This window comes from Paracoccus aerius (genome assembly GCF_014656455.1).
Taxonomy (GTDB): domain Bacteria; phylum Pseudomonadota; class Alphaproteobacteria; order Rhodobacterales; family Rhodobacteraceae; genus Paracoccus; species Paracoccus aerius.
Map to the genome: position 1 here is coordinate 395,665 of NZ_BNCL01000001.1, position 25,806 is coordinate 421,470.

Here is a 25,806-nt window from a genome sequence, read left to right on the forward strand (position 1 = left end):
GTATGTCTGTGATCGATGCCGTGGCTATCGGCCGCAACGAGGGACAGCGGTTAGTCCGCTGCCTGGACAGCTTGCTGGTAGCTGACTTCCGGCAAATCGTCTATGTTGATTCTGGGTCAACCGACGACAGCGTTGCCCAAGCCCACGCGCGGGGCGTGACAGTGGTGCCGCTGGACATGTCCCGGCCCTTTACGGCAGCACGGGCGCGCAATGCAGGGATTGCCGCCTTGGTAGGACCTCCCGCGGACTATATCCAGTTCATTGACGGCGATTGCATCCTGGATCCCGGCTGGCTACCTTTGGCGTCCCGGTTTATGGCTGAAAACCCGCAGGCCGCGGTAACTTGCGGCCGGCTGCGCGAAATCGCGCCCGACGCGTCTCTGTACAACCGGCTGATTGACTACGAATGGAACACCCCGGTTGGGCAGGTCGAGGCTTGCGGCGGCATTGCCCTAATCAGAGCTGAGGCCTTGCACGAAGCCGATGGCTTTAATCCCGCCCTGATTGCGGGCGAGGAGCCCGAACTGTGCCTGCGCCTCCGCCGGGCGGGCTGGTATATCTGGCGCCTAGACGCCGAGATGGCGCGCCACGATGCGGCTATGCATCGCTTTGGACAATGGTGGCGGCGGACCCGGCGGGCGGGCTATTCCTATGCCCTAGGCGCAGCCCTGCACGGGCGGGCGCCGGAACGCCACAATATTGTGCAAACCCGCCGCGCCCTGGTCTGGGGCTTGGGCATACCGCTGGCCGCGATTCTTGGGACGATCTTTGTCCATCCAATGTTGCTGGCGCTTCTTCTGGCTTGGCCGCTTCAGGTTCTCCGACTGTGGCGCCGCGATGGCAATCTGCTGCGGGCGGTCTTTACTACCTTGGGTAAGCTCCCCGAGGCACTTGGTGTGCTTGAATATAGGCTGAAGCGCCTATTTGGCCAGCAGACGGAGCTGATCGAATATAAGTAATCCATCCTGCTGGGAATGTCTCATCGCCCGGCCTTCTCAGATGCCGCCCTCGGCATCGGCCATTCCGTCGCCGTGTCGGTATCCGTTCAGCACCACACCTAGAACATTGGTATATTCTCCGACCTCGCGTTCGCAGCTGTCGAAATCGCCATAGCGCGTCTGGTCGGCGCGGGCCAGGATCAGAGCGCAGTCAACATGCTGCAGGAAGGCACGGGCATCATCACCGATCAGAATCGAGGGAAGATCGAAGATCATGATGTCGGGCTCGTAATCGGCCTGAATCCGGGTCAGGGTGTCGCGGGTGGTGTCGGCCATCAGCAGCCGGGTTGGGTCTGTTTCCGCCTCGCCTGACAAAGTCAAAGACAGATTGGGGCCGATCCGCCGCGCATGTTCGGCAAAGTCGCGATCTCCGCGCAGCAAGGGTGCGATCGAAGGCGGTTGCGGCAAGCCCAACTTTTCGGCTACCGAGGGCGCGCGCAGGTCGAAGTCGAACAAAATCGAACGCAGTTCCGGCTGGCGGCCAAGCGCCAGGGCAAGGTTTACGGCCGTTGTAGACTTTCCGGATTTGGACAAAGGGGATGTGATTGCCAGTCTGCACCAACCATTCTGGCGCATCTGGTACAGGATCTTCGTTCGCAGCACGTCGAAGGGAGTGGATTCTTGGGACGCGCTTTGCGACAGGATCCGTGACCGGATCAGGGCGGTGTGATCCAAGTCGACTTCCGGGAGCGCCTGCCATCGGGCGGCGGTATCGGGCACCGGCGCGAAGATTGCGGCATCTCCGGAAGACGAGGTAGAGGACAGGGGCGCCCCGCGTTCGGCCTCGCGCTTCTGTCGGGCGATTTCAATGGCGGCTTGCAGCTTTTCCATGACCGGATTTTCCTTTGCTTCAGCCCAAGCCCAAGCGGTTGACGATCTTCTGCGCCAGGATATCCAGCGGCATGTATTGTGTATGCAGTGCCCATAGGCCCAGCGGTATGATGACCACCACTGCAAGGATCGCGGCTAGCCGGACAGCTTGGCGATGTCGACGCTCCCGCTTTCCTTCGATAAAGGGTATCACGGCAAGGGGCATGATCTGGAAGCGGGATTGCAGTTCTGCCGGCCGACGGATGGTATTGTTTAGAAACTCCATGAGGACAAAGAAGCCACCAGCTAGCCCTAGGCCCAGGGCAATTCCCGCCAACGCTATCTTCTTGCGGTTTGGGCCCGACGGCTGGCTAGGAACGCTGGCGGCTTCGATGACGCTGATGCGCTGGCCTTGTGCCGAGGTTTCGACCCGTTCAACCTGACGGGCCTGGTCCAAGCTGGCCACTGCCGCATTGTAGCGGGCCTGGATGTTCTGCTGGTCCCGTTCTAGGGCGCCAAGCGCGATGGCATTGGCTGCCGTGGCGCTGATTGAGGCAGACAGATCTTCCAGCTCTTGGCCAGCCTGCGCGCGGTCATTTTCTAGCATGGTGACTCGGCTGTCGATCTGGGACAGGTTTATGTCCAGAAGCGAATTGCCGGTATTGCCGGTCTTAGCGGTCATCCCCTGCGCCTGAACAGCGCTTTCGGCATTGGCAATGCGGTTTTTCAGCGCGCGGACACGGGGACTGTCCTCGGCATAGACGCCCAGAACGCTGTTCAGCTCGGCCCGCAGGCCGCTAAGCTGCTGTTCCTCGGGGGACTGAGGCGTGGCATTCGCGGGCAGGTTACCGGTCTGTTCGAACAGCCGCACCATTTCTGAGCGTTGCGCCTGCAACACGGCGAGGTCGCTTTCCAGCCGGGCTACCCGTTCCTGAAGCAAAGATTGGCGGTCTTGGCGGTATTGCAGGTTCTCCGGCAGCGCGGCCGAATTTTCCCGCTTGAATTGCAGGATCCGGGCGTTCTGCGCGTCCAGATCCTGGCCGAGCCGGTCAACTTCTTGCTGGAAGAAGGCCAAGCGGTTCTCGGCCAAGCCCACGCGGTTGCGAGTGTTGGTACCTAGGATCAGTGTTGTAAATTCGGTGACCACGGCAGCGGCCGTGCGTGGGTTCTTCGAGGTGAAGCTGACCAGCATCATCGTCGCCTCGTCCCGCCCTCCGGTCCGGGTGATGCGAGTGTTTGCGCGCATCTCGTCTAGCTTTTCGTCGACGCTTAGCGTGCTGTCCTGACCAAAGACATGGAGCTTGTTGGCCACGTCGATCAAGTTGGCTCGGGTCAGAAGCTGCTGTTCGATCACCTGCAGCATCTCATTGGCAGAGTCGGCACTAGTGTCGCGACTTTCCAGAATGCGCGGGTTTTCCACCAGCAGCCGGGCCGAGGTGGAATAGGTCGAAGGCGCGCGGATCGCCCAGACCGCGCCGAAGACCGAGCAGATGATGAAAAGCGCCAGCATCACCGGCAGGCGCCGCATCAGAAGGGACCAGTAGAACCGCAAGTCGATCATGTCGCGTCCCGCTTGACCTCTTGTTCATGGGCCAGAACAAGCCGCGCGGGCCGTTCGGGCAGGGTTGGTTCGGGGGCCGCCGTCAGGATCAGCCCGTCGCGGATCAGTTCGTCGACGATGTCGGCCCCGACGGACTGCCGGTCGGCCGCCGCGCCATAGACCAGGGCCAAGTCGGCGATCTTGTTGATCATGCGCGGCACGCCACGCGCCTCGGCATGGATGCGGGCCGCGGCGGGGGCGTCGATCTCGTCCCCCCGGCCGCCAGCCTTCTGCAGCCGGTGGCGGATATAGGCGGCGGTGGTATCGGGATCGAAGCTGCCCAGGTGGAAGGTGGCGCTGACGCGTTGTGCAAACTGGCGCAGCTCAGGCCGGGTGATGATCTCGCGCAGCTCGGGCTGACCCAGCAGGATCAGCTGCAACAACTCGTCCGTGCCGGAATTGATGTTGGTCAGCATCCGCAGTTCTTCCAGGGTGTCGGCCCCCAGGTTCTGCGCCTCGTCGAAGATCAGGACGACCAGCCGGCCCGCGCCATATTCCGACAGCACGAAGTCCTGGAAGGTCTGGAACATCCCCACATAGTCGGACCCGGCCGGCGTGGCGATGTCAAAGGCGTTGAGGATCCATCGCAGCAAATCGCCCCGGTCGCCCCGCGCGTTTGAGATCAGCCCGATCCGCGTGTCGGGATCCACACGGCGCAACAGCGCTTGGATCAGCGTGGTCTTGCCCGCCCCCACCTCGCCGGTGACGACGGTCAGGGGCGCGCGGGTCATCAGCCCGTATTCGAGAACGGCAAAGGCCTTCTTGTGGCGATCCGACCAGAACAGCATCCCAGGATCCGGCAGGATCGAGAAGGGGCGAACCGAAAAGCCATAATGGTCAAGATAGAACTGGCTCAAGCGGTACGCACTCCGGAAAGATCCCTGCAGAATGGCTATACGCCCCCGAACGCCGTTATGCCAGCCTGACGCCCGGTCGCGCCGCAGCAACTGCCTAAAAGAGAGGATAAAAGCCGGTGAGTCGGACAGGCCATGCGACATGTCCTTGGCCATTTTTCTACTTCGGATTGTTTGGACCGGGAAAAACTATTCCTTAGCCAGAATTTGCCCTGCCTCGGCACAAGGCAAATGCCCCAAAAGGATAAAATTTTAGTAAATCTTCAATCTGAACATTCAGCTTGCTTCCGGCGCATGGTAGCCTTGCCTTGTCTTGTTCAGAGGGTTTCCGGACAGGACTGTATCTGCTGACGGCCCGGGGCTCTGGCTCCTTCGCCAAATTTTGTTTCATGGTGTTTCCTCGATGGAGGGAATTTTGACGATCAACACGCGGATGACCGATTTCAAGCCCAGTCTGGTTCTGCCGGACATGGCTTTGCCCGAAGTCGCCGAGGAACGCGGTCTTTATCGAAATGGCGCAAAGCGCGTGATCGAGACCCTGCTGGTCCTGCTGACCGCTCCGGTCACCCTCCCGCTGATCCTGCTGATGGCGTTTTTGGTGGCCTGCGACGGCAACAATCCCTTCTTCGTGCAAAAACGCCTGGGCCGGAACGGCCGGGTGTTCCGCATCTGGAAGCTGCGCAGCATGGTGGTGGATGCCGAACGCCACCTCAAGGCGCATCTTGAAAGCGACCCCGAGGCGCGCAGCCAGTGGGACAGCACCCAGAAGCTGAAAAAGGATCCCCGCGTCACCCGGCTTGGCCGGCTGCTTCGGAAAACTTCGATGGATGAGCTTCCGCAGCTTCTGAACGTGTTGAACGGCACCATGTCGCTGGTTGGGCCGCGGCCGATGATGGTCGATCAGCGGCACATGTATCGCGGGCGGTCCTATTATCGGTTGCGGCCGGGAATTACGGGATTGTGGCAGATCTCGGCAAGAAATGAATCGGAATTCGTCGCAAGAGTACGCTATGATGAGGAATATCATCGCGACCTTTCGGGTTGGCTGGATCTGAAGATCCTGGTCCGGACCGTGATGGTGGTTCTGCGCGGCACAGGTTACTGAGGCCGCGTCATTCCGTTGCAGGGGCCAGAACGGCGCCTGCCGCGCCCAAAGCGACGAGACGTTTTCGATCATGATTGCCGAAGCCATTTCCAGCCCCACTGCCTCCCGGCGGGGCATTCGTCTTCTTTTGTCCACCACGCTGGCCCTTGGGCTGGGTTTCTCGCTTGCAGGCTGCAAGACCTCGGCCGAAAGGGCCGACGAATATTACCAGTCCGGCCTGGAACTGCTGGAACAGGGGGACACGGACCGCGCCATCGTGCAGTTCCGCAATGTCTTCGACATCGAGGGCACCCATTACGAGGCCCGCAAGGCCCTGGCCGAAACCTTTCAGGACCGCGGTGACGTGGCACAGGCCTATAGCCAGTATCTGCGCCTGGCCGAGCAGTATCCCGACGATCTGGCGACCCGGATCGCTCTTGCCCGTCTGGCCTTCGCGGGCCAGCAGCGCGAGGAATTCGTTCGCCACGCCACCCGCGCAGCCGAGATCGGCCCCCAGGATCCCGAGGTTCAGGTGCTGGATCTGATCCGCCGCTATCACGATGCCGCGGAGGCCGGGAACAGCGCCGAGCGCGGACGGCTGGGGGAAGAGGCCGCCAGGCTTGCCGAAGGCCGCCCCGACGACCAGATGCTGATGGGGGTCCTGCTGGACCGGGCCGCCCAGGCAGACGACCTGGATCAGGCAGACCGGCTGACCGCCCGGCTTATGGAACTGCAGCCAACCAATCCGCAACGCTATCTGCAGCGCCTCGCGCTTCTGGTGGAACGGGACGACAAGCCCGCGATCGAGGCGCATCTGCGTCTGACCGTGGACAAGTTTCCCGAAAATCCCGAGGCCAAGGCGGATCTGGTCCGCTTCTACATGGGGGAAGGCCAGCCCGACAAGGCCGAGGCCTTTCTGCGTGAACTGGCCGGCAAGGCGCCCGCCGACGACCCGGCCCCCCGCGCGGATCTGGTCCGCTTTGTCGAAATGCAGCGTGGCTCCGAAGCGGCCCGCGCCGAACTGGACCGCATCATCGCCGAAGGCGGCGATCCTCTGCTGTTCCGCACGCTGCGCGCAGGCTTCGACTTCCAGGACGGCAAGACAGCCGAGGCCATCGCCGAGATCCGGTCGGTCCTGGAAGGGGTGACGGAGCCTTCGGAAACCTCGCTGAACGTCAAGATCCAGCTGGCGCGGATGCTGGTGGAAACCGGCGATCAGGCCGCGGCCCGGCAGCAGGTCGACGAGGTCCTAGCCCAGAACGCGGCTCATCCCGGCGGGCTGAAGCTGAAGGCTGCCTGGGATATCCAGGAGGACCGGGTCGACGATGCGGTGCTGGGCCTGCGATCTGTTCTGGATCAGGCGCCCGAGGACAGCGAGGCGATGAGCCTAATGGCCGACGCCTATGACCGCGCGGGCGAGCCGGATCTGGCGCGCGATTACCTGTCGCAGGCCGCCGCCGCCTCTGGAAACGCGCCGGTCGAGACGCTGCGCCTGACAGCCCGCCTGGCTTCCGAGGAACGCTGGCGCCCGGCCGAGGATGCAATCCTGCCCGCCTTGCGCCGGGCCCCGGAAAACCTAGATCTGCTGACGGCGCTTGGACAGGTCTACCTGTCCATGCCCGACCTGCCGCGAGCCGAGGGCGTGATCGACCGCCTGCGCGAGATCGGCACGGACCAGGCCATTGCCGCGGCTGAAAGCCTGGACTTGAACCGCTTGGCCAACGAGGAAGGCGAGCAGGCCGCGCTTGACTACCTCGAGGAACAGGCCAATGCCGCCAATGCCGGAATCGGCGCCCGCATCAGCCTGGTCCGCGCCCAGCTGGCCACCGGCCAGGCGGCCGCCGCGCTTTCGACGGCGCAGAACATGGTCGCCGCACAGCCCGACAGCCGCGCAGCGCGGATGGTTTTGGCGATTGCCCAGACCGCCAACAATGACTTGCCCGGCGCGCGGGGCACCTTCCAAGGGCTGATCGACGAACAGCCGGACGACCTGCCCCCGCATCTGGCGCTGATCCGCCTGGCCTCGCAGGAAGGGGATCTGGATAGCGCCCTGGCGCTGACCGACCGGGCCTTGGCGGCCCTTCCCGACCATCCCGACCTGTTGTGGAGCAAGGCGGGCCTTGTCGAGCGCAAGGGCGACATCGATGGCGCCATCGCGATCTATGAACGGCTTTACGCGCAGAACTCGTCCTCGGTGGTGATCGCGAACAACCTGGCCAGCCTTCTGGCGACCTGGAAATCCGCGGATCCCCAGGCGGTGACGCGGGCCTCGGCCGTGGCGCGGCGGCTGAAGGACACCCAGGTGCCCGCCTTCATGGACACCTATGGCTGGATCCAGCACCTGAACGGCGACAGCCAGGCCGCGCTGCCCTATCTGGAGGGCGCGGCGGCGGGTCTGGCCGAGGATCCCATCGTGCAGCTGCACCTGGGCGTGGTCCAGGCCGCGGTGGGCAAGACCGAAACCGCGAAGGCGCAGCTGCAGAAGGGGCTGGACATGCTGCTCGAAGGCCAGGACGGCCCCTCGATCACTGCTGCGCGCGAAACCCTGGCCCGGCTGAACGCCCCCGCCGCACCCCAGGAGGTCGGGCAGGGCGGGACCACCCAAGATGGGTCATCGGGGGACCAGGCCGCCGCACCCGTGGCGGAACAGGTGAACAACTAACCTAACCGCCACCTTGAACCCCTCCGGCAAGCCTGTGATCCTGTGGTGACAGGAGGGAATTTTTTCTCCTCCTTCACCTCCTGCCCATGGCATTGTGGTAACAAGTGATCCCGAATGGACAAAGCGGCCAAAGGCCTGACCGGACGGGAAACAGACAAAGGGACTGATCCATGACCATCCTGCTGCGTTTCATGCTGGCGATCCTGCTGGCCTTGCCGCTGGCCTTCACCCAAGGCGCTTCGGCGCAGGAATACCGCATCCAGTCGGGCGACCGCCTGACGATCGAGGTGCTGGAAGACGAATCGCTGAACCGGACGCTGGTGGTGCTGCCGGGCGGCACCATCGACTTTCCCTATGCCGGCAGTATCCGGGTCGCGGGCCAGTCCCCGACGGCCGTGGGCAGCCAGATCAGCCAGTCGCTGGCCGGCGTGCTGGCGTCGCCCCCCACCGTCTTTGTGACCGCCACCCCCCTGATTGAGCCTGTGGTGCCCACCGAAACCGAAGAAGCCGTGGTCAACATCTACATCATGGGCGAGGCGAGCGCGCCCGGACCCAAGGCCGTGCTGCCGGGAACCACCTTCCTGCAGGCCCTGTCCCAGGCCGGGGGGCTGACGCCCTTTGCCGCCACCAAGCGCATCCAGTTGCGCCGCGTCTCGATGCCGGGCCAGGTGATCACCGTGAACTATGCCGCGATCATGCGCGGCGCCGGCATGAACCAGGATCCCGTCCTGGCCGAAGGCGACGTGATCATCGTTCCCGAGCGCGGCCTGTTCGAGTGAGGGCAGCAATGCGGCACCGCTGCGCGACGGCAGGGCTGGCGGGGCTTCTGGCGGCCCTGCTGCCGCTGGCCGGCCTTGCCCAGGAAACCGACCCTTCGGCCCCCGAGGCGCGGCTGACCATCGGCCAGCAGATCGCGGTCGAGGATGGCGACCTGATCGGCATCACGCCTCTGGACATCAACCTGCGCACCGGCACCCGTGTCCAGACGCTGCAGTTTTCGCTGTCCGCGCCCTTTCGCCTGAATGACCCTGAGGAGGACAAGACCTTTGCCCTGGGCGATCCGCAGGCACGGATGCTGTTCCGCCGCGGCGCCCGCAATTCCGCCATCGAGGCCGAACTGGGCTATCGCGAGAACGACCTGGACGAGGAAGTCCTGTTCGACAATCTCAGCAACGAATTCGTCACCCTGGACAGGGGGCGGGTGGCCCAGACAGACGCCCGGCTGACCTATGTCTTCGGCCGCGAGGCCAAGCTGGGCGGCGAATTCGGCCTGTCCTGGCTGCGCCGCGATTATACCGACACTAGCGATCCCGACCTCAACGACAGCGAAACCCGTAGCGCCAACGTCACCTTTTACCTGGAGCCGACGCCGCTGATCCGCGCCCGCGTCTTGGCCCAAGCCAGCCGCACTGATGGCGACAACGACACCGACAGCCGCTCTGACCGCTATGGCGTCGGCGCCTCGCTACAGGTGGACAAGCTGACCAACCTGGATGTCGAACTGGCCCGCAGCAATATCCGCCGCCAGGAAGATGACGGAACGCTTGAACGGGCGGAAGGCCCTTCGGTCCGGCTGGGCCTGACCCGGTCGCGGCCCCTGGGGGACTGGTCGCTGTCCTTCGGATCTGAACCGGGGACCAAAGGCCGCCGCGAGAATTTCAACATCGGTCGCACTTTGGAGATGCGGGGCTACAACCTGTCCGGCCAGGTCGGCGTGACGCGCTTTCAGGGCAATTACGACCCGATCTTCCAGATCGCCTACAGCCAGCAGCTGAACCGGCTGTCGCAGTTCCAAGCCTCGCTGCGCCAAGCGGCGGCCACGGATGATGACGGGGACGAGGCGCTGAACACCGACATCACCGCCAGCTACAGCCGCCAGTTGTCCGAAGTGTCCAGCATCGGCACCAATATCCGCTATCGCGAAAGCCAAGTGCAAACCGGCGACCGCGAGGATGCGCGATCCGTGTCCTTCGGCCTGGACTACAACCGCGCGCTGCCCAACGACTTCTCGCTGGTCGCGGGTGCCAGCATCATCCGCAGCAAGGACAGCGACGGCGTGCGCGACGACGAGGAACGGATCTATGTCGGCGTGAACCGCAGCTTCAACTTCCTGCCCTGATCCTCAGGCGAAGGGGTCCAGGATCCGGCAGCCTGTGGGGCGGAAGTCCGACACATTGCCGGTGACGACCGTCCCGTCGTGGGACAAGGCGGTCGCCGCGACCTGCAGATCCGCCCCGTCATGCCCGATCCGGGCCGACAGCGCCCCCCAGATCCGCGCCTCGGCCGCGCCGAAGGACAGCAGGCGATCCTGGAACAATGCCTGGGTGCGGTTGGCCCAATCGCGCAGGTCGGCCGCGAAATCCGAATTGCGGCTTTTCTGGTGGATAATGCTGCGCTCGATTTCCCCCAATGTGATGACCGACAGGAACAGGCTGTCCTCGGGCTGGGCGGCCAGAAAAGCCACGACGCGGGGGCTGCGATCCGGACGGCGCAGGGCCGAGATCACGTTCGTGTCCAGGATCATCATTCAGAAATCGACATCGCGCGGCCGGGCCTGGGGCCGTGAAAGGGGGGCCGGATCATCCTCCAGCCCCCCCAGAAAATTCAGCAGGTGCTGCAGGAAGCTGCCGCGCCGGTCCTGGGCCGCCTGCCGCATCCGGTCGTAATCGGCGGCTGACAGCACGACCACGGCCGGCTTGCCCCGCCGTGTCACCTGTTGCGGCTGGCCCGCCAAGGCCGCGTCGACCACGGCGGAAAAACGGTTCTTGGCATCCTGAAGCGTCCACATGGACGTTACCTGTCTAGCTATCTGGCTAGATAGCAATTGCTGGGGCAGGTTTCAATCAAATGACCGCCAAGTTGCCGGTGGCTGCGGCCATGGCGAAGACGATCGGGTTGGCCAAGGCATGAGCGGCGACGGCATCGGCGATCTGGCCGCTGCGGCGGGCCAGCAGCGAAAAGGCCAAGCCCGCCACGAAAGCCTCGGCCCAGCGGTTGTGAAGCGCCGCGAACAGCGCGGCGGTGACCAGCATCGCCGCGACCGCCCGCCACAGGGGCACCGCGGAGCCCGGACCTTCTCCGCGCAGCCGGCTTTCCAGGTAGTCGCGGGTATTGGAAAACGTAGTGTTAGAAAAAATCTCCGGTTGTTTTTCAATCAAGGGTTGCGCCACTTCCGGTACGATTTCACCGCCGGGACAACCGTCTTCACCTTTCGCTAATTCCTGTCGCCAGACTGGCCGCAAAAGGCGAATTACGGTGGAACCGAGTGATTGAATATTTCTTGGAAACTCTACCTTTAGGTGATTAAAGCAATCAAAGCAGACCAGAAGGTGCCTTCGCCAATGGCCCTACCCGCACAGGCCACGACCCTTTTCTTATTCGGTGTCGCGTCATGATCATCCTGGCGCTTGCCTTGATCCTGGCCGGCTCGGTCGCGGGGGCGGTGACGATGTGGCTGCAGGATGCATCCTTCTGGCAGGTCGTCCTGGGCTACTTCGTGGGCGGCTGGTCCGGCCTGCTGCTGGGAATGCCGGTGGTTCTGGCCATTCGCGCCTTTTGCCAGATGCATAAGGCACGCCTGGCCCGCAGGCGGATCCTCCAGGAACACCAGCAAGCCTCGAACACGCCGTAAGGGTGGTCTAGCGACTTGTGGCCGGCTGGCCTTTCCGGAGGGCAGGCTTGACGCGCAGGGTCAGGAAATACCGCTCGAAGCTGCGGAAGCTTGCTTCTGCGATGGCAATGGAGATGAGAGGATAAACCAGGGTCACGGCCCATTTGGCCTGCGGTCCGGCAAGACCGCCAAAGAAAGCCAGTTCGTTCGCAATGTGCAGGCCGATCAGGTGATACAGGTAAAGGCCGTAGCTGATCTCGCCGACGCGGGCCACTGGGGCAAATGTCAGAACCGGCCGCAGCGCATGATCCTCGCGCATGACAAGCGATGTAAGGCACAGCGCCATCAGCATGTCCATGCCCAGGGCAGGCCAGCCCAGAAGCGATTCTGGCGTCAGGTGCAGATACAGCAGAAGCATAGCAAACAGGACCACTGGGGCGCCGTTCCAGCCACAGAGCCGCCACAGGCAGCGGAAGCCCGTTGGGTGGTTCAGCAGGACCGCCACAAGCGATCCGGACAGGATCGCGGCATAGGACATGCTGGGCCAGACAAAGATGGCCTGCGACGTTTCAAGGCGCGGCAGATCCAGCCGTTCGCCCAATCCCAGCATGGCCAGCAGGCACAGGACGACAAGACCCGACAGGACAGCCGCCCGCAGCCGAGTGGCGGCCGGAAGCAGGATCAGCAGGGCAGGCCAAAGCAGGTAATATTGCTCCTCGACCGACAGCGACCACGTGATCGACAAAAGGGGAATGTCGGATTTTAGGAAATTGGCCAGGAAGACGTAATAATAAGGCACGAGGCCTAGCAGCTCTGTTTGGCCCTTCACGCCGATCCAGTAGACCGAGACCGCGGTGACCAGTAGAAGATAGGCGGGCAGGATCCGCAAGGCCCGTCGCCGATAGAAGCCTGCAAGGGAAATCGCACCTTTTCGGCGCTCTTCGCGCAAAAGCAGGGTCGTGATCAGGAAACCGCTGAGGACAAAGAAGAAGTCAACGCCGACAAAGCCACGTTCCAGAAGCTGGACCGAATTGACCTGCCCGTTTCCAGGGGCGTGATGCCAGAGAACCGCGACGATGCACAGAAAGCGCAGGCCGTTCAGGGACAGGAAATACTGCTGGTCCAGATAGGCCTGATAGGGTGCGGCCCAATGATCTTTGGAAAACGAGACTGTCATCGGAAAGAAACCTGCAACAACACCCTTTCAACTTAGCCAATGGAAGCCCCCAAGGCCATCGGTTAAAGACCACGGCTTGCGTCCCAGCTCCGATTGGGGCAACCCGCCCCAAGGCGGACAACCGGGCAAGGACAAAACGCATGACCGGCATGACGGCCGCAGGTGCGGCGATCAGTTTTGAGGGGGTTGGAAAGGCCTTTGACGGGCCTGGCGGCGCGTGGATCGCGGCCTTGCAGGACGTGACGCTGCAGGTCGAGCCGGGCGCCATCTGCGGCATCATCGGCCGATCTGGGGCGGGTAAATCGACGCTGCTGCGCATGGTCAACGGGCTGGAACGCCCGACCGCCGGCACCGTCACCGTCGCGGGTCACGACGTGGGCCGCGCGGGGGGCGCCGCCTTGCGCGCCATCCGGCGCGAGGTCGGGATGATCTTTCAGCATTTCAACCTCTTGGCCTCGCGCACGGTGGCGGGCAACATCGCCCTGCCGCTGGAGATCGCAGGCACGCCTGCCGACCCGATCCGGGCGCGGGTGGCGGATCTGATCGCGCGGGTGGGGCTGGACGGGCTGGCTGGACGCTATCCAGCGGAACTGTCGGGTGGTCAGAAGCAGCGCGTGGGCATCGCGCGCGCGCTGGCCACCAGCCCCAAAGTGCTGCTGTCGGATGAGGCGACAAGCGCGCTTGACCCCGAAACCACACAGACGGTCCTGCGGCTTCTGGCCGACATCAACCGCGAGCTGGGCCTGACGATCCTGCTGATCACCCATGAAATGGCCGTGGTCCGCGACATCGCCAGCCACATGGCCGTGATCGAAGGGGGCCGGATCGTGGAAAGCGGGCCGACCTATGACATCTTCACCCGGCCCACCCATCTGACCACGCGGTCCTTCCTGGGCGGCGTCACCGGCCTGACGCTGCCCGCCTTCATCGCCGGAAAAATGCTGGACCACCGCCCCGACGGCCCGTCCGAGGAGGTGATCCGCGTCACCTTCGCCGGAACCCACGCCACCGATCCCATGCTGTCCAAGCTGGCCACCGAATTGGGCATCGCTTCCAACATCCTGGCCGGCGCGATCGAGGAGGTGGGGCCCCATCCCTTCGGCAACCTGCTGATTTCCGTCGATGCCGCGCGGGGCGCCGAGGCGCGGGCCTATCTGGAACAACACGGGCTTCTGACCGAGGTGCTGGGCCATGTCCGCTAACCTGATGTGGCTTCTTTACGAAGCAACGCTGCAGACCTTGTACATGGTTGCGGCCTCGACCTTGCTCGGCACTGCCTTCGGCCTGCCGCTGGGGGTGTTCCTGGCCACGTCCCAGCAGGGCGAATTGCTATCGTCTCCGTGGCTGAACAAGGTGCTGGGGCTGGTGGTGAATGCCACGCGGTCCGTGCCCTTCATTATCCTGGTCGTGGCGATTATCCCTCTGACCCGCGCCATCGTTGGTACCTCGATTGGCACCAACGCGGCCATCGTGCCGCTGACCCTGGCCGCGATCCCTTTCATCGCGCGCCTTGTGGAAAACGCCATCCGCGAGGTCGATGCAGGCCTCATCGAGGCCGCTCGCGCCATGGGCGCGACGCCGATGCAGATCATCACCAAGGTCTTGGTGCGCGAGGCCCGGCCGGGCATCACGCTTGGCCTGACGCTGGCCGTGGTCAGCCTGATCGGTTATTCCGCCATGGTCGGCGCGGTGGGTGGCGAGGGCCTAGGCGATCTGGGCATCCGATACGGATACCAACGCTTCATGCCCGAGGTGATGGTTTCCGTGGTCGTGATCCTGATCGTGCTGGTCCAGCTGGTGCAAAGCATCGGCGAATGGATCGCCGCCCGCTTCGACAAGCGTGCGCCCCGCAACCGGGGCCACTAAGGTTTTCTTCGCAGACAAGAAAGGAACCCATCCGATGCTGCGTCTTGTTACCCTGACTTCCGCCCTTGCGCTGTCCGCCGCCGCTGCGGTGGCCGAGGACATCAAGGTCGGCGTCTCGCCCGGCGAACATGCCGAGATCATGGAAGAGGTGGCCAAGGTGGCCGAGCCCATGGGCCTGAATATCGAGGTGGTCGAGTTCTCGGACTACGTGATCCCGAACACGGCCCTGGCCGATGGCGACATCCAGGCCAACAGCTTCCAGCACCGCCCCTATCTGGAAAACCAGATCAAGGACCGGGGGTTTGAACTGGTGGAAATCGGCACCACCATCACCACGCCCATGGGCATCTATTCCGACAAGCTGGAAAGCCTGGACGCCCTGCCCGAGGGGGCCAAGATCGGCATTCCCAACGACCCGACCAATGGCGGCCGCGCCCTGCTGATCCTGCAGGATCTGGGCCTGCTGACCCTGGCCGAGGGCACCGGCCTGGTGCCCACGCCCCTGGACATCACCGAGAACCCCAAGAACCTGGAATTCCTGGAACTGGATGCCGCGCAACTGCCCCGGTCGCTGGCCGACACGGATGCGTCCATCATCAACACCAACTATGCGCTTGCCGCGGGCCTGAACCCCAACACCGACACGATCGGCATGGAAAAGGCCGACAGCCCCTATGTGAACATCATCGTGGTCCGCAAGGGCGACGAAGAACAGGACTGGGCCAGAAAGCTGGTCGAGGCCTATCACAGCGCCGAGGTAAAGGCCTTCATCGACGAGAAATACGAAGGCTCGGTGCTGACCAGCTGGTAAGCGGCATTGTCTTGAAGAACCGCAGGCCGCAGGTCGTTCCTGCGGCCTTTCTCATGGCTTGATGAAGATCGGCGTGCCGGGGGCGACCAGGTCGAAGATCTCGGCCATCTCCCGGTCGGTGACGGCGGCGCAGCCGCGGGTCCAGTCGCGGGGCGGATTCCGGACCCGCGGGCCGCGGCCGTGGATGAAGATGTCGCCGCCGGGATCGCGCCCCAGGGCATGGGCCCGCGCCCGGTCCTGGGCATTGGGATAGGAAATTCCTAGCGACAGGAAGAAGCTCGATCTCGGGTTGCGATGGGTGATGTGGTACAGCCCCTCGGGCGTGCGGCCGTCGCCCCGGTGCTGCTTGTGCCCCCTGGGGTTCGGACCCAGGTCCACCGCATAGGACCGGACCGGCGTCCGGCCCTGCAGCAGGTAAAGCCTGCGGGCCGACTTATCCAGAAGAAGCTGGGTGATCCGGGGGCCGTTGTCCTTGCCCCTGGGATCGACTTTGGCCGCGGCCGGCGTCGTCACCAGGAATGCGGCCATCACAAAGAATGCGCAGAACGCCCGTTTCATGCTGTCCCTCGTTCTTTTTCTGCAAGCCCGGCCTTGGGACCGGCTGAAAAAGATACGGGGGACAGCAGGGGTTTATTCCCGCGCCCCGTCAGAAAAGGCACGGAAAGGCCGCGTCAGGCCAGGCCCAGCGTCCTGCGCCCGCGCCCCACAAGCGCGGCCAGATCCGCGCGGGACTGTTCGCCGAAGACCGCCTCGTCGCCGGCGATGAAGGTAGGGGTGCCCATCAGGCCCATATGCTCGGCCAGTTGGAAGGACAAGCCGATATGGCGCGTCACGGGCTCGGCCTCCATGCCCCGGCGCAGGGCGGCCTCGTCCAGGCTCAGTCGGCGCGCGGCGCGCATGACGCTGGCTTCCTCGGCCCGTCCGTTCAGGGCCATCAGGGCACTGTGGAACTGCCAGTATCTTCCCGTCTCCAGCGAGGCAAGAGAAGCACGCGCCGCGAAATCCGAGCCTTCGCCAAAGACCGGCCATTCGCGATAAACCACCCGCAATTGCGTATCCAAGGAGATCAGCGCCTGGATCGGCCCGACCATCTTGCGGCAATGCGGGCAGTTGTAGTCGAAGAAGACGGACAGGGTGATGTCGCCGTCTGGATTGCCCAGGACCGGCGCAGTCGGGTCGCGTTCAAGCGCCTTGCGCAGTTCCTCGGGCATGGGGTTCGGTCGGTCCGGATCGGAAACAGCTGCGCGCAGCGGCAGGGCGGCAAGCGTCCCGCAGGCGGCGGCACCGGTCAGGACAAGGCGGCGGGGGATCATGGGCAGGGCCTTTCGGAAGGAGTCAGGCCTACCTAAGCCGCTGCTCGATGCAGAGGAAACGGCCCTTGTGGTCACGATGCTGTAGGACAAGCCCTTAACGGCGCTCGACGTTTTGCCTAACTAGACTAAGGCTATTGAACTAACAGGGGGTGTTATGAAGACCGTAAACATCCACGAGGTCAAAACCCATCTGTCCCGGCTGGTCGAGGACGCCGCGCGGGGGCCAGCCCTTTGTGATCGCGCGGGCGGGCAAGCCCCTGGTCAAGGTAACCATGATCGAAACCGAGGCTCCATGCCGCTTGGGCTTTCTGGCCGGCCAAGCCGACATCCTTGATGATTTCGACAATATGGGCAGCGACCCGATCCGCGCCCTGTTTGAAGGCGGTGATGCCGCCCCATGAACCTGCTTTTGGACACGCATCTGCTGCTGTGTGCGGCGTTCCGGCCCGGCCGGCTGTCGCGGGATGCCGCGGCCATGATCGCCGATCCCGGCAACCGTCTGTGGTTCTCGGCGGCCTCGATCTGGGAGGTGGCAATCAAGCGCGCCCTGGACCGGCCCGACTTCCGGGTGGATCCGGGCGTGCTGCAGGCGGGGCTACTGGCCAACGATTATACCGAACTGCCCATTGCTGGGCGTCATTGCCTGGGGGTGTCTGGGCTGCCTGCACTGCATGCCGATCCCTTCGACCGCATCCTGATCGCCCAGGCCTTGGCCGAGGGGATGATGCTGCTGACTGCGAATGCGCGCATTGCGGCCTATCCGGGACCGATCCGGGCCGTCTGAAACATTCGTTTACAAACTTCACATATCCGCAAGCGCGTCGATATCAGTTGTCCCCTGGGGCATGTTAAGGTGTTCTATCACCAACCCATCTCTGATCACCAAGGGGAGAAAGGCATGCGCGCCGTCAAGGCCGTCTTGGGATTGGTCGTGGTCCTGGCCGCGGCGGCAGGCGGCCTGTATCTGACCGAACGGCTGCTGGCGGCTTCGGAACCGGCAGCAACGGCGGGCCAGGGCAATGCCGGGCCCCTGCGGGTCGAGACCATCACGCCCGAGCCGGTGACCTTTGCCGATGCCGTAACCGCAGTGGGCACCGCCCGCGCGCGCCAGGCGGTGGACCTGCTGCCCGATGCCAGCGGCCGCATCAGCCGCATCGCCTTTCAGCCCGGCGACCGGGTCGAGGCGGGCGCCGTTCTTCTGGAACTGGACGACCGGGCCGAGCAGGCCGATCTCAAGGCCGCCGAGGCCACCCTGGCCGAGGCCGAGGCCGCCTTCGACCGGCAGGAAACCCTCAACCGTTCGGGCAGCGCGTCCGACGCGGCCTATCAGACCGCCCGCGCCGCCCTGCTGCGTGCCCAGGCCGAACGCGACCGCGCCCTTGTAGCCCTGGAGGACCGCAGCCTGCGCGCGCCCTTTGCGGGTGTCATCGGCCTGACCGATCTGGTGGAAGGCCAGTTGATCGACACCGCCACCCCCATTGCCACCCTGGACGACCTGTCGGTGATCGAGGTCGATTTCAGCGTGCCAGAAATCCTGCTGCCGCGCCTGCTCCAGGGCCAGCGGGTCGAACTGACCTCGGCCGCCTGGCCGGGCCGGGTTTTCCAGGGCGAGATCAGCCGCATCGACAGCCGCGTCGATGCCGCGACCCGCAGCCTGGCGCTGCGCGCGGAAATCCCCAATAACGACCGCGCCCTTGCCGGCGGCATGTTCCTGCAGGTCCGGCTGGTCCTGGACGAACGGCAGCGCCCGGCGATCCCCGAAAACGCTGTGACGGTCGAAGGCGACAGGGTCCTGGTCATGGTGGCCGATGGCAACAGCGCCCACGAGGTCGAGATCGACACCGGCCAGCAGCAGGACGGGCTGATCGAGGTTGTCTCGGGCTTGGCGCCATCCGCGCGGGTGATCGTGACGAACCTGCACCGCGTGTCCGACGGCGCCCCCATCGAGGCCGTGCCGCAGGAACGGCGGGTCGATGCCGCTTCAGCCGCCCCCGCCCCCGCACCGTTGGAGGGTGGCGGATGAGCCTGCCCGACCTGTCCCTGCGCCGGCCGGTGATGGCCACGGTGCTGAACCTGCTGATCGTGCTGATCGGCGCGGTCGCCATGTCGCGCCTGCCAGTGCGCGAATTGCCCCAAGTCGAGGCGGCCCAGGTCACCGTTCGCGTCGATTATACCGGCGCCGCGCCCGACGTGGTGGACAGCCAGGTCGCATCGGTGATCGAGGGCGCTCTTGCAGGCGTCAGCGGCGTCACCTCGATGGCCACGGAATCCGAACGGGGCCGGATGCGCACGGTCCTGACCTTCGATTCCGGTCGCGATATCGACGCCGCCGCCAATGACGTTCGCAATGCCGTCGAACGCGTGGTGGGCCGCCTGCCCGAGGAGGCCGAGCGTCCCCGCGTGGACAAGAACGACAGCGAAGGCGACCCGGTTGTGCGCCTGTCGCTGTCCAGCCCGAACATGACGCCGCTGGAGTTGTCGGACTACGCAACTCGCTTCCTGGTAGACCGTTTTGCCCGCCTGCCGGGCGTGGCCAATACCGCCACCTTCGGCGCGCGATCCCCTGCCATGCGCATCTGGCTGGACCAGTCGCGCATGGCCGCCTATGGCATCACCACCGGCGATATCATATCGGCGCTTGAAGCCAACAACATCGAACTGCCTGCCGGCGAGATCGAGACCGGCGCGCGCCAGTTGCAGGTGCTGGCGCAGACCCGCTTTTCCAGCCCCGACACCTTTCGCCAAGTCGTGATCCGCAACGATGGGAGGCCGAACGCGACCGGCCGCCCGCTGCGCTTGGGCGATGTCGCGCGGATCGAGGAAGGCCCTGAGCAGCGGGAATCGATCTTCCGCGCCAACGGGGTGATCTCGCTGGGGATGGGGGTCCAGCCCCAGGCCCAGGCCAACACGGTCGCGATCTCCGACGCCGTGAAGGCCGAGATCGAGCGGATCCGCCCGACCCTGCCCCCCGGCATGAGCCTGGACATCACCGCGGATGAGGCGGTCTTCATCGAAAGCTCGATCGCGCAGGTCGTCAAGGTCTTCGCCGAGGCCGTGGCCCTGGTGATCGCGGTGATCTTCCTGTTCCTGGGCTCGATGCGGCTGTCGATGATCCCGGTCGTGACCATTCCAATCTCCGCGCTTGGCGCGGGGCTGGCGATGCTGGCCCTGGGCTTTTCCATCAACATCCTGACGCTGTTTGCGCTGATCCTGGCCATCGGCCTGGTGGTGGACGACGCCATCGTGGTTCTGGAAAATATCCAGCGGCACCGCGCCATGGGCAAGTCGCGGCTTGAGGCCGCGCGCGACGGGGCGTCCCAGGTCAGCTTTGCCGTCATCGCCACCACCGCCGTGCTGATCGCGGTCTTCGTGCCTGTCAGCTTCATGGAAGGCGAGATCGGCAAGCTGTTTGCCGAATTCGGCATCGTGCTGGCCGTGGCGGTGGCCGTCTCGGCCGTGGTCGCGCTGACGCTGTCGCCGGTTCTGGCTGCCAGGATCATGCCGCGCGAGGAACGCCCGAACGGGCTCACGCGCGGCGTGAACCGAGTGATCGGCGGGCTTGAACGGGGCTACGGTGCACTGCTGGACCGGCTGATCGCCCGGCCCGTGCCGATCCTGGCCATCACAGCTTTTCTGATGGCAGGCGCCTTTGCCGTTTACCAGCACCTGCCCCGCCAGCTGACCCCCGACGAGGATCGCGGCCAGATCCGCATCACCGTGACCGCGCCGCAGGGGTCGAACCTGGCCTATACCGACGCCGCCACCCGCCAGGTCGAGGCGCTGCTGGAACCCTTGCGCGAAGACGGCATCGTCACCAACGTCACCACCATCGTCGGCACCTGGGGCGAATTGCGCCGATCGCTGCTGTTCGTGAACCTGGCCGACTGGAAAAACCGCGATGTCAGCGTGGACCAGGTCATCGCGGAGTTGCGCCCGCAACTGTCCCGCATCACCCAGGCTGAGACCTTTGTCCGCGCCGCGGGCGGGCTGGGCCTGGGCAGCGGCCAGGGCAACATCCGCTGGATGCTGGGCGGCCCCGACATGGAACGAACGGCCGCCTGGGCCAATGACATGGCGGCCACGCTGGAAAACGATCCCCGCCTGGCCTCCGTCGAGGTGAATTATTCCGCCAACCAGCCCGGCGCCAACCTGTCCATCGACCGCACCCGTGCCCAGGATCTGGGCCTGTCGGCCGAGACCATCGCCCAGACCCTGCAGGTGCTGTTCGCCTCCCGCAGCGTGGGCGAATATACCAGCGACGGGCGGCAATATCCGGTGATCCTGCAGGCCTCGCCCGAGGATCGCGACTCCGTCCAAGACATGCTGTCGGTCTTTCTACGCAACGACCGGGGCGACCTGATCCCCTTGTCGGCCTTCGCCAGCATCGCAACCGGGGCCACGGCCCCTGCGGTGAACCGCTATGACCGCCTGATCTCAGTCGAGATGGAGGCCGATATTGGCCCCGGCACCGATCTGGCCGGCGCCATGGCTGCGGTCGAGGATGCGATGGCCGAAATGCCCGCAGGCGCAGTCCTGGCCTGGGAAGGGCAGGCCAAGGATTACCTGGAAAGCTCGGCCGGGATCGCCACGGTCTTTGCGATGTCGCTGCTGATCGTCTTCCTGGTCCTGGCAGCCCAATTCGAAAGCTTTCGCACGCCCCTGACCATCATGCTGACCGTGCCCCTGGGCCTGGCGGGGGCGGCGCTGACGCTGCTGATCACCGGGGGGACGGTTAACATCTTTTCCCAGGTGGGGATGATCCTGCTGATCGGCATCATGGCCAAGAACGGCATCCTGATCGTGGAATTCGCCAACCAGTTGCGCGAGGAAGGAAAGCCCTTGGTGGTGGCTGCCCGCGAGGGCGCGGTGACCCGCCTGCGCCCGGTGATGATGACCACCATCGCCACCGTCTTGGGCGCGGTGCCCTTGGCCATCGCCAGCGGCGCGGGGGCCGAAAGCCGGCGTGCCATCGGCGCCGTGATCGTGGGCGGGCTGTCGCTGGCCTTCGTGTTGACGCTGCTGATCACCCCGGTGATCTATGTCCTGATCGAGGGGCTGCGGCGCAAGCCCGTCGAGGAAGCCACGCCGGTGGCAGCAGAATAGGTTGGCGTCCCGCGCCGGCCGGGGGCGCTTCGCCCTAGCCTGCCGCATAACGGCAGGCGTTCGTCGCTGAAAAAGTCCACTGCACCTTTTCCCGGGCGCGCCTCACCCCCCCGAGGATATTTGCGCCAACGTGAAGACATTCATGCATCTCCGCACTAGTCTGCGGATATGCGCGAATCCGATCTTTCATGGCAGAACTTCAGGGACGGCGATCAGCCTGCCCTGCCTCGTCCCGCCGACTGGCTGGCGGCGCAATCGGCCTTGGCCGTGGAACTGGCCGGGGCGGCGCTTGCCGTGGGCCGGCTGGAGGCGCGGCTGACGGCGATGGACGACAAGGCCCGCGCCGGCGCCACCCGCCGCCTGGCCCTTGTCGAGATCGAGGAAATGCTGCGCGCCCAAGGCACCCCCCTGTCGCGAGAGGAGATCGGACTGGACGCCATGGCGGCCCGCGCGGGCACCGACCTGCAGGCCATGGCCCAGGCCCGCTGGGCCTTGCGGCGGCTGGAAGGCCAGTCCGATCCCACTCGGCTGCGTGACTTCCTGGCCCTGCACCGGGCCGAGGACCGGGCAGAGCCTGCCTGGTCGGATCGCCCCTCGGGCGCGGCCTTTGACGCGGCGGCGGCGGATTTCCTGGACGCGGTCGAGGGGCTGTCGCGCCTGCATCCCCTGGTCCGCGCGCCCGCGGCCCGGATGCTGTGGCGGCTGGCCGAACTTTCGCCGGACGACGCCGCGATCGAGGGCGCGGTTTGGGCCGCCCGCGACATGGCCCGTGCCACGCCTGGGCTGGCTTTCCTGCCCCTGGGCCGCCACGGCCGCGCGATCTGGGCCGATGGCGGCCCGCCCGAAGCGCGCCTGTCGCGCCACCTGGCCGCCCTGGCGCGCGGCGCCGAGGATGCCTGCCGGATGCTGGACCGCCTAGCCGACTGGGCGCAATCCGCGCGCGAGGCCACCGCCGCCATCAAGGGCCAGAACCCTGCCCGCATCATCGAGGCCCTGGCCGCCCACCCGGTCCTGCACACTGCCCAGGTGGAAGAGCTGGCCGGAATCAGCCGCGACACCGCCGAACGCCTTTTGTCGCGGATGCGGAAGATGGGGCTGGTCCGCGAAATCACCGGCGCGCGGCGGTTCAGGCTGTGGGTGGCGGCGGCCTGACCTTCGGCGCGACGCTTGCCGCCGGGGGCTTATGGCTCTAGCAGTCCGGAAGCCCGAGGAACTGGAAAGCGCGTGCTGATGCCCCATCCCGACCCCACCCTTGCTGCCGTTGTCGTCACGCATGACCGGCTGGATCACCTCAGGATCACGCTGGACCGGCTTCTGGCCCAGCGGGTCCGGCATGTGGTGGTGGTCGACAACGCCTCGACGGACGGAACCGCCGACTGGCTGGCCCGGCAGCAGGACCCTCGCCTGATCCTGCACCGGTCGGACCGGAACCTGGGGGGCGCGGGCGGCTTTTCCGTGGGCCTGGAGATCGCGCGCGACCGCACCGATGCGGACTGGATCGTGGCCATGGACGACGACGGCCGCCCCGAGCCGGGCGCCTTCGACGCCTTCCGCGCCATGGACCTGGCAGGCTGGGACGCCATCGGCGCAGCGGTGTTCCATCCCGACGGCAGCATCTGCGAGATGAACCGCCCATATTGCAACCCCTTCTGGAATCCGGGCGCCTTCCTGCGCACCTTGGCCCGGATGCCCCTAGGACGGGGCCGCAAGGGCTTTCACCTGCCCGATGCGGCCTATGGTGCGGAAAGCCCGGTCCTGCCCATCGACATGACCAGCTTCGTGGGCTTCTTTTTGTCGCGCGCTGCGCTGAAGGCCGCGGGCCTGCCCGACCCGCGGTTGTTCATCTATGGCGACGACCAGCTTTACACCCTGCAGATGCGCCGCAAGGGCCTGAGGATCGGCTTTGCCCCGCAGGTCCGGTTCGAACACGACACCTCGGCCCGCCAAGGCCAATCCGGCGTGGTGCTGCGGCCGATGTGGAAGGTCTATTACATGTACCGCAACGCCCTGATCGCCTATCGCGTGGCGGCAGGCCCGTGGTTCTGGCTCCTGGTCCCGGTTCTTTTGCGCAAATGGCGGCGCAAGGCCAAAGACTATAGTCCCGACGCGGCCCTGTTCCGCAAGATCCTGGACCAGGCGGTTCGCGATGGCATGAAAGGGCGGCTGAACCGGCCGCATGAGGAGGTCCTGCGGCTGGCAGAGAGTGGGTGAGGGATTCGATTAGGGCCGCAGTCGCAGGGATGCTCGGCTTAGGGCGCGCAGCGGCGAGGTCACGCGCCACGAGGTGCTGCCGAGCAATTCGGCTTCGCGACGCCGACCCCATTCAAGCGCCTCTTGGGCTTCTTTCCGTGCCTGATCGCGTGCGGCGATGGCGGTGGATACTTCTTCCTTCATGCGTTCTACACGGTTGGTCAAGACATCCAGGCGATCAGCCATAGCTGCTGGGTCATCCAGGGCAATGGCCAAACGCAGGCGTTCCTTGATCTCGCGTTCACGCTGTTTGGTCAGGTGGCGCAACTGAATCAAAGCAACATGCAGCCGCCGGTCCATTGATGCCAATCTTTGCAAGAGATCGACGCTTTCCTCCTCGCAGCGTTTGTGCTCCTGGGCTGCATCGGCCAAGTTGGCCTGAGCTTCCCGAAGCTGCTCGGCAAGTTGTGCATATTCGGTCTGCATGGCCTGGATACAGCCGGTCATGCTGTTGATTTCACCGACAAGGTCGATCGTGCGAATGGCCAGGGGGTGGAAAAGAGGCACACTAATTTCCAAGGCCATCCGAAACTGATCCAGGCGATCGCTATCTCGGGCAGGATCGGCACCGCCTACCCAGGAACCAAGCATGTCCTGCAATTCGGCGACCACCGGCGGCAGGGGTGGTTCGGTTCGATCTTCGGCCGATGCCGCCTTGAGATGCTGGAGATCACCGCTGAGGAAGTGGTCAATGGCCGCTTTTTCTTGATCTGTTTCCTGCGGCCAAGTGATGTCGAGATCGCGAGCAAGGCCTTGTGCCACGCTGCGCCAATCATCGATCAGTGCCTCATAGCAGGTGAAGCTGCGTCTCATGTCGCGGCTGCCTTTCTCAGCATCAAGAACATGGAGTGCCCACAGGACCAAACCATAGTCGGTTTCATGATCTGCCCAATGGGTCAGGGAAGCCGCGACATCCAGAGCTCTGCTATGCATATGTACAACCAGTGCCTGGGCTCCGAAGCGGCCTAGAGCAGTGCGCCAGAACGGCAAAAGGCGGCAGATACGGGGATCTTTCATCACGAACAGGGATGCATTCCCGTAATCGGCCTCAAGCGTCGCGACGGCTTCGTCCAGAAGGGCGGCAGCCTCGGAGCTGGAGAACCAGGTCAAGGGAACTGGACGCGGATCCCACCAACTGCGCTCGGCCTGTTGGAGCAGGCGCTCGTTCAGGTCGGTGATGCGATCTGCTTCGAAGAAACCCCCGGCATTCATTTCTGTGAGGCCTATCGGACCCTTCGGCAGTGCTGCACCCAAATGACCTAGGACTTCAGCCAGGGCCGAGGCTCCAGAACAGTGCATCCCCAGCACGATCAATGCAGTCCGGTCTTGGCTTTGGCTCATCTGGCAACTCTCCGGGCAAAGGTCAGCGGCAAACTGTTTTCCTACCTCAAGGTCCCGGCTTGATCCTGCCGGCAGTCTGCATGACGATTGTGTAGCCTTTCACAAATGGCAAAGCTTGGTTCAAGGGAAACTGTTGCTCCAAGGGTTCGTGTAGCGTCTCCCTTTGCGTGCGCACCACATGCTTCGCTGATTGAACGACTCCCAATCTTTGGGCAGATTTCCGGCTCGTTTTAAGCGATTGCCTGCGCCTGATGAGCAGTTTCGATGCTGTTGAAGTAGACCACGCAGGCGGACTGCCTGCATGGGCGGTCTGAGGTCATTGGTGAT

At 64.6% G+C, this 25,806-nt stretch carries 24 protein-coding genes and 1 pseudogene; 15 read left to right on the forward strand and 10 right to left on the reverse strand.

What is annotated here, in order from left to right:
- Nucleotides 1-2 precede the first annotated feature (2 nt).
- Complete coding sequence (locus IE224_RS02000) at nucleotides 3-959, forward strand: glycosyltransferase family 2 protein (protein ID WP_191307554.1); 957 nt, start codon at nucleotides 3-5, stop codon at nucleotides 957-959.
- A gap of 36 nt (nucleotides 960-995) precedes the next feature.
- On the opposite strand, the gene IE224_RS02005 is transcribed toward IE224_RS02000, so the two are convergent.
- From IE224_RS02005 to IE224_RS02015, 3 genes are read right to left on the reverse strand one after another with little or no spacing between them, the layout of a single operon-like run.
- Complete coding sequence (locus IE224_RS02005; protein ID WP_191307556.1) at nucleotides 996-1,829, reverse strand: CpsD/CapB family tyrosine-protein kinase; 834 nt, start codon at nucleotides 1,827-1,829, stop codon at nucleotides 996-998.
- A gap of 19 nt (nucleotides 1,830-1,848) precedes the next feature.
- Complete coding sequence (locus IE224_RS02010; RefSeq protein ID WP_191307558.1) at nucleotides 1,849-3,369, reverse strand: GumC family protein; 1,521 nt, start codon at nucleotides 3,367-3,369, stop codon at nucleotides 1,849-1,851.
- Nucleotides 3,366-4,265 carry an ExeA family protein gene (locus IE224_RS02015; protein WP_229849207.1) on the reverse strand — a complete coding sequence of 300 codons (900 nt, stop codon included), beginning with the start codon at nucleotides 4,263-4,265 and terminating at the stop codon, nucleotides 3,366-3,368. Before IE224_RS02015 ends, IE224_RS02010 begins: the two co-directional genes overlap by 4 nt.
- Before the next feature lie 412 nt (nucleotides 4,266-4,677).
- On the opposite strand from IE224_RS02015, the gene IE224_RS02020 reads away from it, so the two are divergent.
- From IE224_RS02020 to IE224_RS02035, 4 genes are all read left to right on the forward strand, one after another.
- Nucleotides 4,678-5,367: a sugar transferase gene (locus IE224_RS02020; RefSeq protein WP_229849208.1), complete on the forward strand. Its 690-nt coding sequence runs from the start codon at nucleotides 4,678-4,680 to the stop codon at nucleotides 5,365-5,367.
- Nucleotides 5,368-5,437: 70 nt separating this feature from the next.
- Nucleotides 5,438-8,008: a tetratricopeptide repeat protein gene (locus tag IE224_RS02025; protein WP_191307561.1), complete on the forward strand. Its 2,571-nt coding sequence runs from the start codon at nucleotides 5,438-5,440 to the stop codon at nucleotides 8,006-8,008.
- Between the two features lie 170 nt (nucleotides 8,009-8,178).
- On the forward strand, nucleotides 8,179-8,787 hold the full coding sequence (locus tag IE224_RS02030) for a polysaccharide biosynthesis/export family protein (RefSeq protein ID WP_191307563.1): 609 nt from the start codon (nucleotides 8,179-8,181) through the stop codon (nucleotides 8,785-8,787).
- A gap of 8 nt (nucleotides 8,788-8,795) precedes the next feature.
- A complete protein-coding gene (locus IE224_RS02035) occupies nucleotides 8,796-10,127 on the forward strand; it encodes a PorV/PorQ family protein (protein ID WP_191307565.1) in 1,332 nt (443 codons plus the stop codon).
- Nucleotides 10,128-10,130: 3 nt separating this feature from the next.
- On the opposite strand, the gene IE224_RS02040 is transcribed toward IE224_RS02035, so the two are convergent.
- The 3 genes and pseudogenes from IE224_RS02040 to IE224_RS02050 form a co-directional block, all read right to left on the reverse strand.
- Nucleotides 10,131-10,535, reverse strand: coding sequence for a type II toxin-antitoxin system VapC family toxin (locus IE224_RS02040; RefSeq protein WP_191307567.1), 405 nt, complete (start codon nucleotides 10,533-10,535; stop codon nucleotides 10,131-10,133).
- Nucleotides 10,536-10,796, reverse strand: coding sequence for a type II toxin-antitoxin system Phd/YefM family antitoxin (locus IE224_RS02045; protein WP_191307569.1), 261 nt, complete (start codon nucleotides 10,794-10,796; stop codon nucleotides 10,536-10,538). It abuts the gene before it with no gap.
- A gap of 55 nt (nucleotides 10,797-10,851) precedes the next feature.
- Nucleotides 10,852-11,115 (reverse strand): annotated as a pseudogene (locus IE224_RS02050) (CPBP family glutamic-type intramembrane protease); the annotation flags it as partial.
- A 284-nt stretch (nucleotides 11,116-11,399) separates the two neighbouring features.
- Here IE224_RS02050 and IE224_RS02055 point away from each other — a divergent pair.
- A complete protein-coding gene (locus tag IE224_RS02055; protein WP_191307574.1) occupies nucleotides 11,400-11,639 on the forward strand; it encodes a hypothetical protein in 240 nt (79 codons plus the stop codon).
- A gap of 7 nt (nucleotides 11,640-11,646) precedes the next feature.
- On the opposite strand, the gene IE224_RS02060 is transcribed toward IE224_RS02055, so the two are convergent.
- Nucleotides 11,647-12,795: an acyltransferase family protein gene (locus tag IE224_RS02060; protein WP_191307577.1), complete on the reverse strand. Its 1,149-nt coding sequence runs from the start codon at nucleotides 12,793-12,795 to the stop codon at nucleotides 11,647-11,649.
- 140 nt (nucleotides 12,796-12,935) lie between these two features.
- Between IE224_RS02060 and IE224_RS02065 the strand changes: the two genes are divergently transcribed.
- Genes IE224_RS02065 through IE224_RS02075 form a run of 3 tightly spaced genes read left to right on the forward strand, consistent with a single transcriptional unit; the run spans nucleotide 12,936 to nucleotide 15,472 of the window.
- Entirely contained in the window at nucleotides 12,936-13,997 is a 1,062-nt protein-coding gene (locus tag IE224_RS02065) for a methionine ABC transporter ATP-binding protein (protein WP_191307584.1), read from the forward strand.
- Entirely contained in the window at nucleotides 13,987-14,661 is a 675-nt protein-coding gene (locus IE224_RS02070; RefSeq protein ID WP_191307587.1) for a methionine ABC transporter permease, read from the forward strand. Before IE224_RS02065 ends, IE224_RS02070 begins: the two co-directional genes overlap by 11 nt.
- 34 nt (nucleotides 14,662-14,695) lie before the next feature.
- A complete protein-coding gene (locus IE224_RS02075; RefSeq protein ID WP_191307589.1) occupies nucleotides 14,696-15,472 on the forward strand; it encodes a MetQ/NlpA family ABC transporter substrate-binding protein in 777 nt (258 codons plus the stop codon).
- A gap of 51 nt (nucleotides 15,473-15,523) precedes the next feature.
- On the opposite strand, the gene IE224_RS02080 is transcribed toward IE224_RS02075, so the two are convergent.
- Both IE224_RS02080 and IE224_RS02085 read right to left on the reverse strand, forming a co-directional pair.
- A complete protein-coding gene (locus tag IE224_RS02080; protein WP_191307591.1) occupies nucleotides 15,524-16,030 on the reverse strand; it encodes a L,D-transpeptidase family protein in 507 nt (168 codons plus the stop codon).
- A 113-nt stretch (nucleotides 16,031-16,143) separates the two neighbouring features.
- The gene (locus IE224_RS02085) at nucleotides 16,144-16,785 is read right to left on the reverse strand and encodes a DsbA family protein (protein ID WP_191307593.1); all 642 of its coding nucleotides are present in this window, start codon (nucleotides 16,783-16,785) and stop codon (nucleotides 16,144-16,146) included.
- Nucleotides 16,786-17,057: 272 nt separating this feature from the next.
- On the opposite strand from IE224_RS02085, the gene IE224_RS21265 reads away from it, so the two are divergent.
- From IE224_RS21265 to IE224_RS02115, 6 genes are all read left to right on the forward strand, one after another.
- Complete coding sequence (locus IE224_RS21265; RefSeq protein WP_268246531.1) at nucleotides 17,058-17,186, forward strand: hypothetical protein; 129 nt, start codon at nucleotides 17,058-17,060, stop codon at nucleotides 17,184-17,186.
- The gene (locus IE224_RS02095; RefSeq protein WP_191307595.1) at nucleotides 17,183-17,569 is read left to right on the forward strand and encodes a type II toxin-antitoxin system VapC family toxin; all 387 of its coding nucleotides are present in this window, start codon (nucleotides 17,183-17,185) and stop codon (nucleotides 17,567-17,569) included. Before IE224_RS21265 ends, IE224_RS02095 begins: the two co-directional genes overlap by 4 nt.
- A gap of 114 nt (nucleotides 17,570-17,683) precedes the next feature.
- The gene (locus IE224_RS02100; protein ID WP_191307597.1) at nucleotides 17,684-18,808 is read left to right on the forward strand and encodes an efflux RND transporter periplasmic adaptor subunit; all 1,125 of its coding nucleotides are present in this window, start codon (nucleotides 17,684-17,686) and stop codon (nucleotides 18,806-18,808) included.
- Nucleotides 18,805-21,888: an efflux RND transporter permease subunit gene (locus tag IE224_RS02105; protein ID WP_191307599.1), complete on the forward strand. Its 3,084-nt coding sequence runs from the start codon at nucleotides 18,805-18,807 to the stop codon at nucleotides 21,886-21,888. Before IE224_RS02100 ends, IE224_RS02105 begins: the two co-directional genes overlap by 4 nt.
- Before the next feature lie 168 nt (nucleotides 21,889-22,056).
- A complete protein-coding gene (locus tag IE224_RS02110; RefSeq protein WP_191307601.1) occupies nucleotides 22,057-23,040 on the forward strand; it encodes a Fic family protein in 984 nt (327 codons plus the stop codon).
- Nucleotides 23,041-23,118: 78 nt separating this feature from the next.
- On the forward strand, nucleotides 23,119-24,099 hold the full coding sequence (locus tag IE224_RS02115; RefSeq protein ID WP_191307603.1) for a glycosyltransferase: 981 nt from the start codon (nucleotides 23,119-23,121) through the stop codon (nucleotides 24,097-24,099).
- A gap of 9 nt (nucleotides 24,100-24,108) precedes the next feature.
- Here IE224_RS02115 and IE224_RS02120 read toward each other — a convergent pair whose 3' ends face one another.
- Nucleotides 24,109-25,479, reverse strand: a complete 1,371-nt coding sequence (locus IE224_RS02120; protein WP_191307605.1) for a sulfotransferase family protein — start codon at nucleotides 25,477-25,479, stop codon at nucleotides 24,109-24,111.
- Between the last annotated feature and the right edge of the window lie 327 nt (nucleotides 25,480-25,806).

Excerpts from the sequence above, each read along its gene's own strand:
- IE224_RS02000 (WP_191307554.1), top strand. The coding sequence starts at position 3 with ATGTCTGTGATCGATGCCGTGGCTATCGGCCGCAACGAGGGACAGCGG.
- IE224_RS02005 (WP_191307556.1), bottom strand. The coding sequence starts at position 1,829 with ATGGAAAAGCTGCAAGCCGCCATTGAAATCGCCCGACAGAAGCGCGAG.
- IE224_RS02010 (WP_191307558.1), bottom strand. The coding sequence starts at position 3,369 with ATGATCGACTTGCGGTTCTACTGGTCCCTTCTGATGCGGCGCCTGCCG.
- IE224_RS02025 (WP_191307561.1), top strand. The coding sequence starts at position 5,438 with ATGATTGCCGAAGCCATTTCCAGCCCCACTGCCTCCCGGCGGGGCATT.
- IE224_RS02030 (WP_191307563.1), top strand. The coding sequence starts at position 8,179 with ATGACCATCCTGCTGCGTTTCATGCTGGCGATCCTGCTGGCCTTGCCG.
- IE224_RS02035 (WP_191307565.1), top strand. The coding sequence starts at position 8,796 with ATGCGGCACCGCTGCGCGACGGCAGGGCTGGCGGGGCTTCTGGCGGCC.
- IE224_RS02040 (WP_191307567.1), bottom strand. The coding sequence starts at position 10,535 with ATGATGATCCTGGACACGAACGTGATCTCGGCCCTGCGCCGTCCGGAT.
- IE224_RS02045 (WP_191307569.1), bottom strand. The coding sequence starts at position 10,796 with ATGTGGACGCTTCAGGATGCCAAGAACCGTTTTTCCGCCGTGGTCGAC.
- IE224_RS02055 (WP_191307574.1), top strand. The coding sequence starts at position 11,400 with ATGATCATCCTGGCGCTTGCCTTGATCCTGGCCGGCTCGGTCGCGGGG.
- IE224_RS02060 (WP_191307577.1), bottom strand. The coding sequence starts at position 12,795 with ATGACAGTCTCGTTTTCCAAAGATCATTGGGCCGCACCCTATCAGGCC.
- IE224_RS02065 (WP_191307584.1), top strand. The coding sequence starts at position 12,936 with ATGACCGGCATGACGGCCGCAGGTGCGGCGATCAGTTTTGAGGGGGTT.
- IE224_RS02070 (WP_191307587.1), top strand. The coding sequence starts at position 13,987 with ATGTCCGCTAACCTGATGTGGCTTCTTTACGAAGCAACGCTGCAGACC.
- IE224_RS02075 (WP_191307589.1), top strand. The coding sequence starts at position 14,696 with ATGCTGCGTCTTGTTACCCTGACTTCCGCCCTTGCGCTGTCCGCCGCC.
- IE224_RS02080 (WP_191307591.1), bottom strand. The coding sequence starts at position 16,030 with ATGAAACGGGCGTTCTGCGCATTCTTTGTGATGGCCGCATTCCTGGTG.
- IE224_RS02085 (WP_191307593.1), bottom strand. The coding sequence starts at position 16,785 with ATGATCCCCCGCCGCCTTGTCCTGACCGGTGCCGCCGCCTGCGGGACG.
- IE224_RS21265 (WP_268246531.1), top strand. The coding sequence starts at position 17,058 with ATGATCGAAACCGAGGCTCCATGCCGCTTGGGCTTTCTGGCCGGCCAA.
- IE224_RS02095 (WP_191307595.1), top strand. The coding sequence starts at position 17,183 with ATGAACCTGCTTTTGGACACGCATCTGCTGCTGTGTGCGGCGTTCCGG.
- IE224_RS02100 (WP_191307597.1), top strand. The coding sequence starts at position 17,684 with ATGCGCGCCGTCAAGGCCGTCTTGGGATTGGTCGTGGTCCTGGCCGCG.
- IE224_RS02105 (WP_191307599.1), top strand. The coding sequence starts at position 18,805 with ATGAGCCTGCCCGACCTGTCCCTGCGCCGGCCGGTGATGGCCACGGTG.
- IE224_RS02110 (WP_191307601.1), top strand. The coding sequence starts at position 22,057 with ATGCGCGAATCCGATCTTTCATGGCAGAACTTCAGGGACGGCGATCAG.
- IE224_RS02115 (WP_191307603.1), top strand. The coding sequence starts at position 23,119 with ATGCCCCATCCCGACCCCACCCTTGCTGCCGTTGTCGTCACGCATGAC.
- IE224_RS02120 (WP_191307605.1), bottom strand. The coding sequence starts at position 25,479 with ATGAGCCAAAGCCAAGACCGGACTGCATTGATCGTGCTGGGGATGCAC.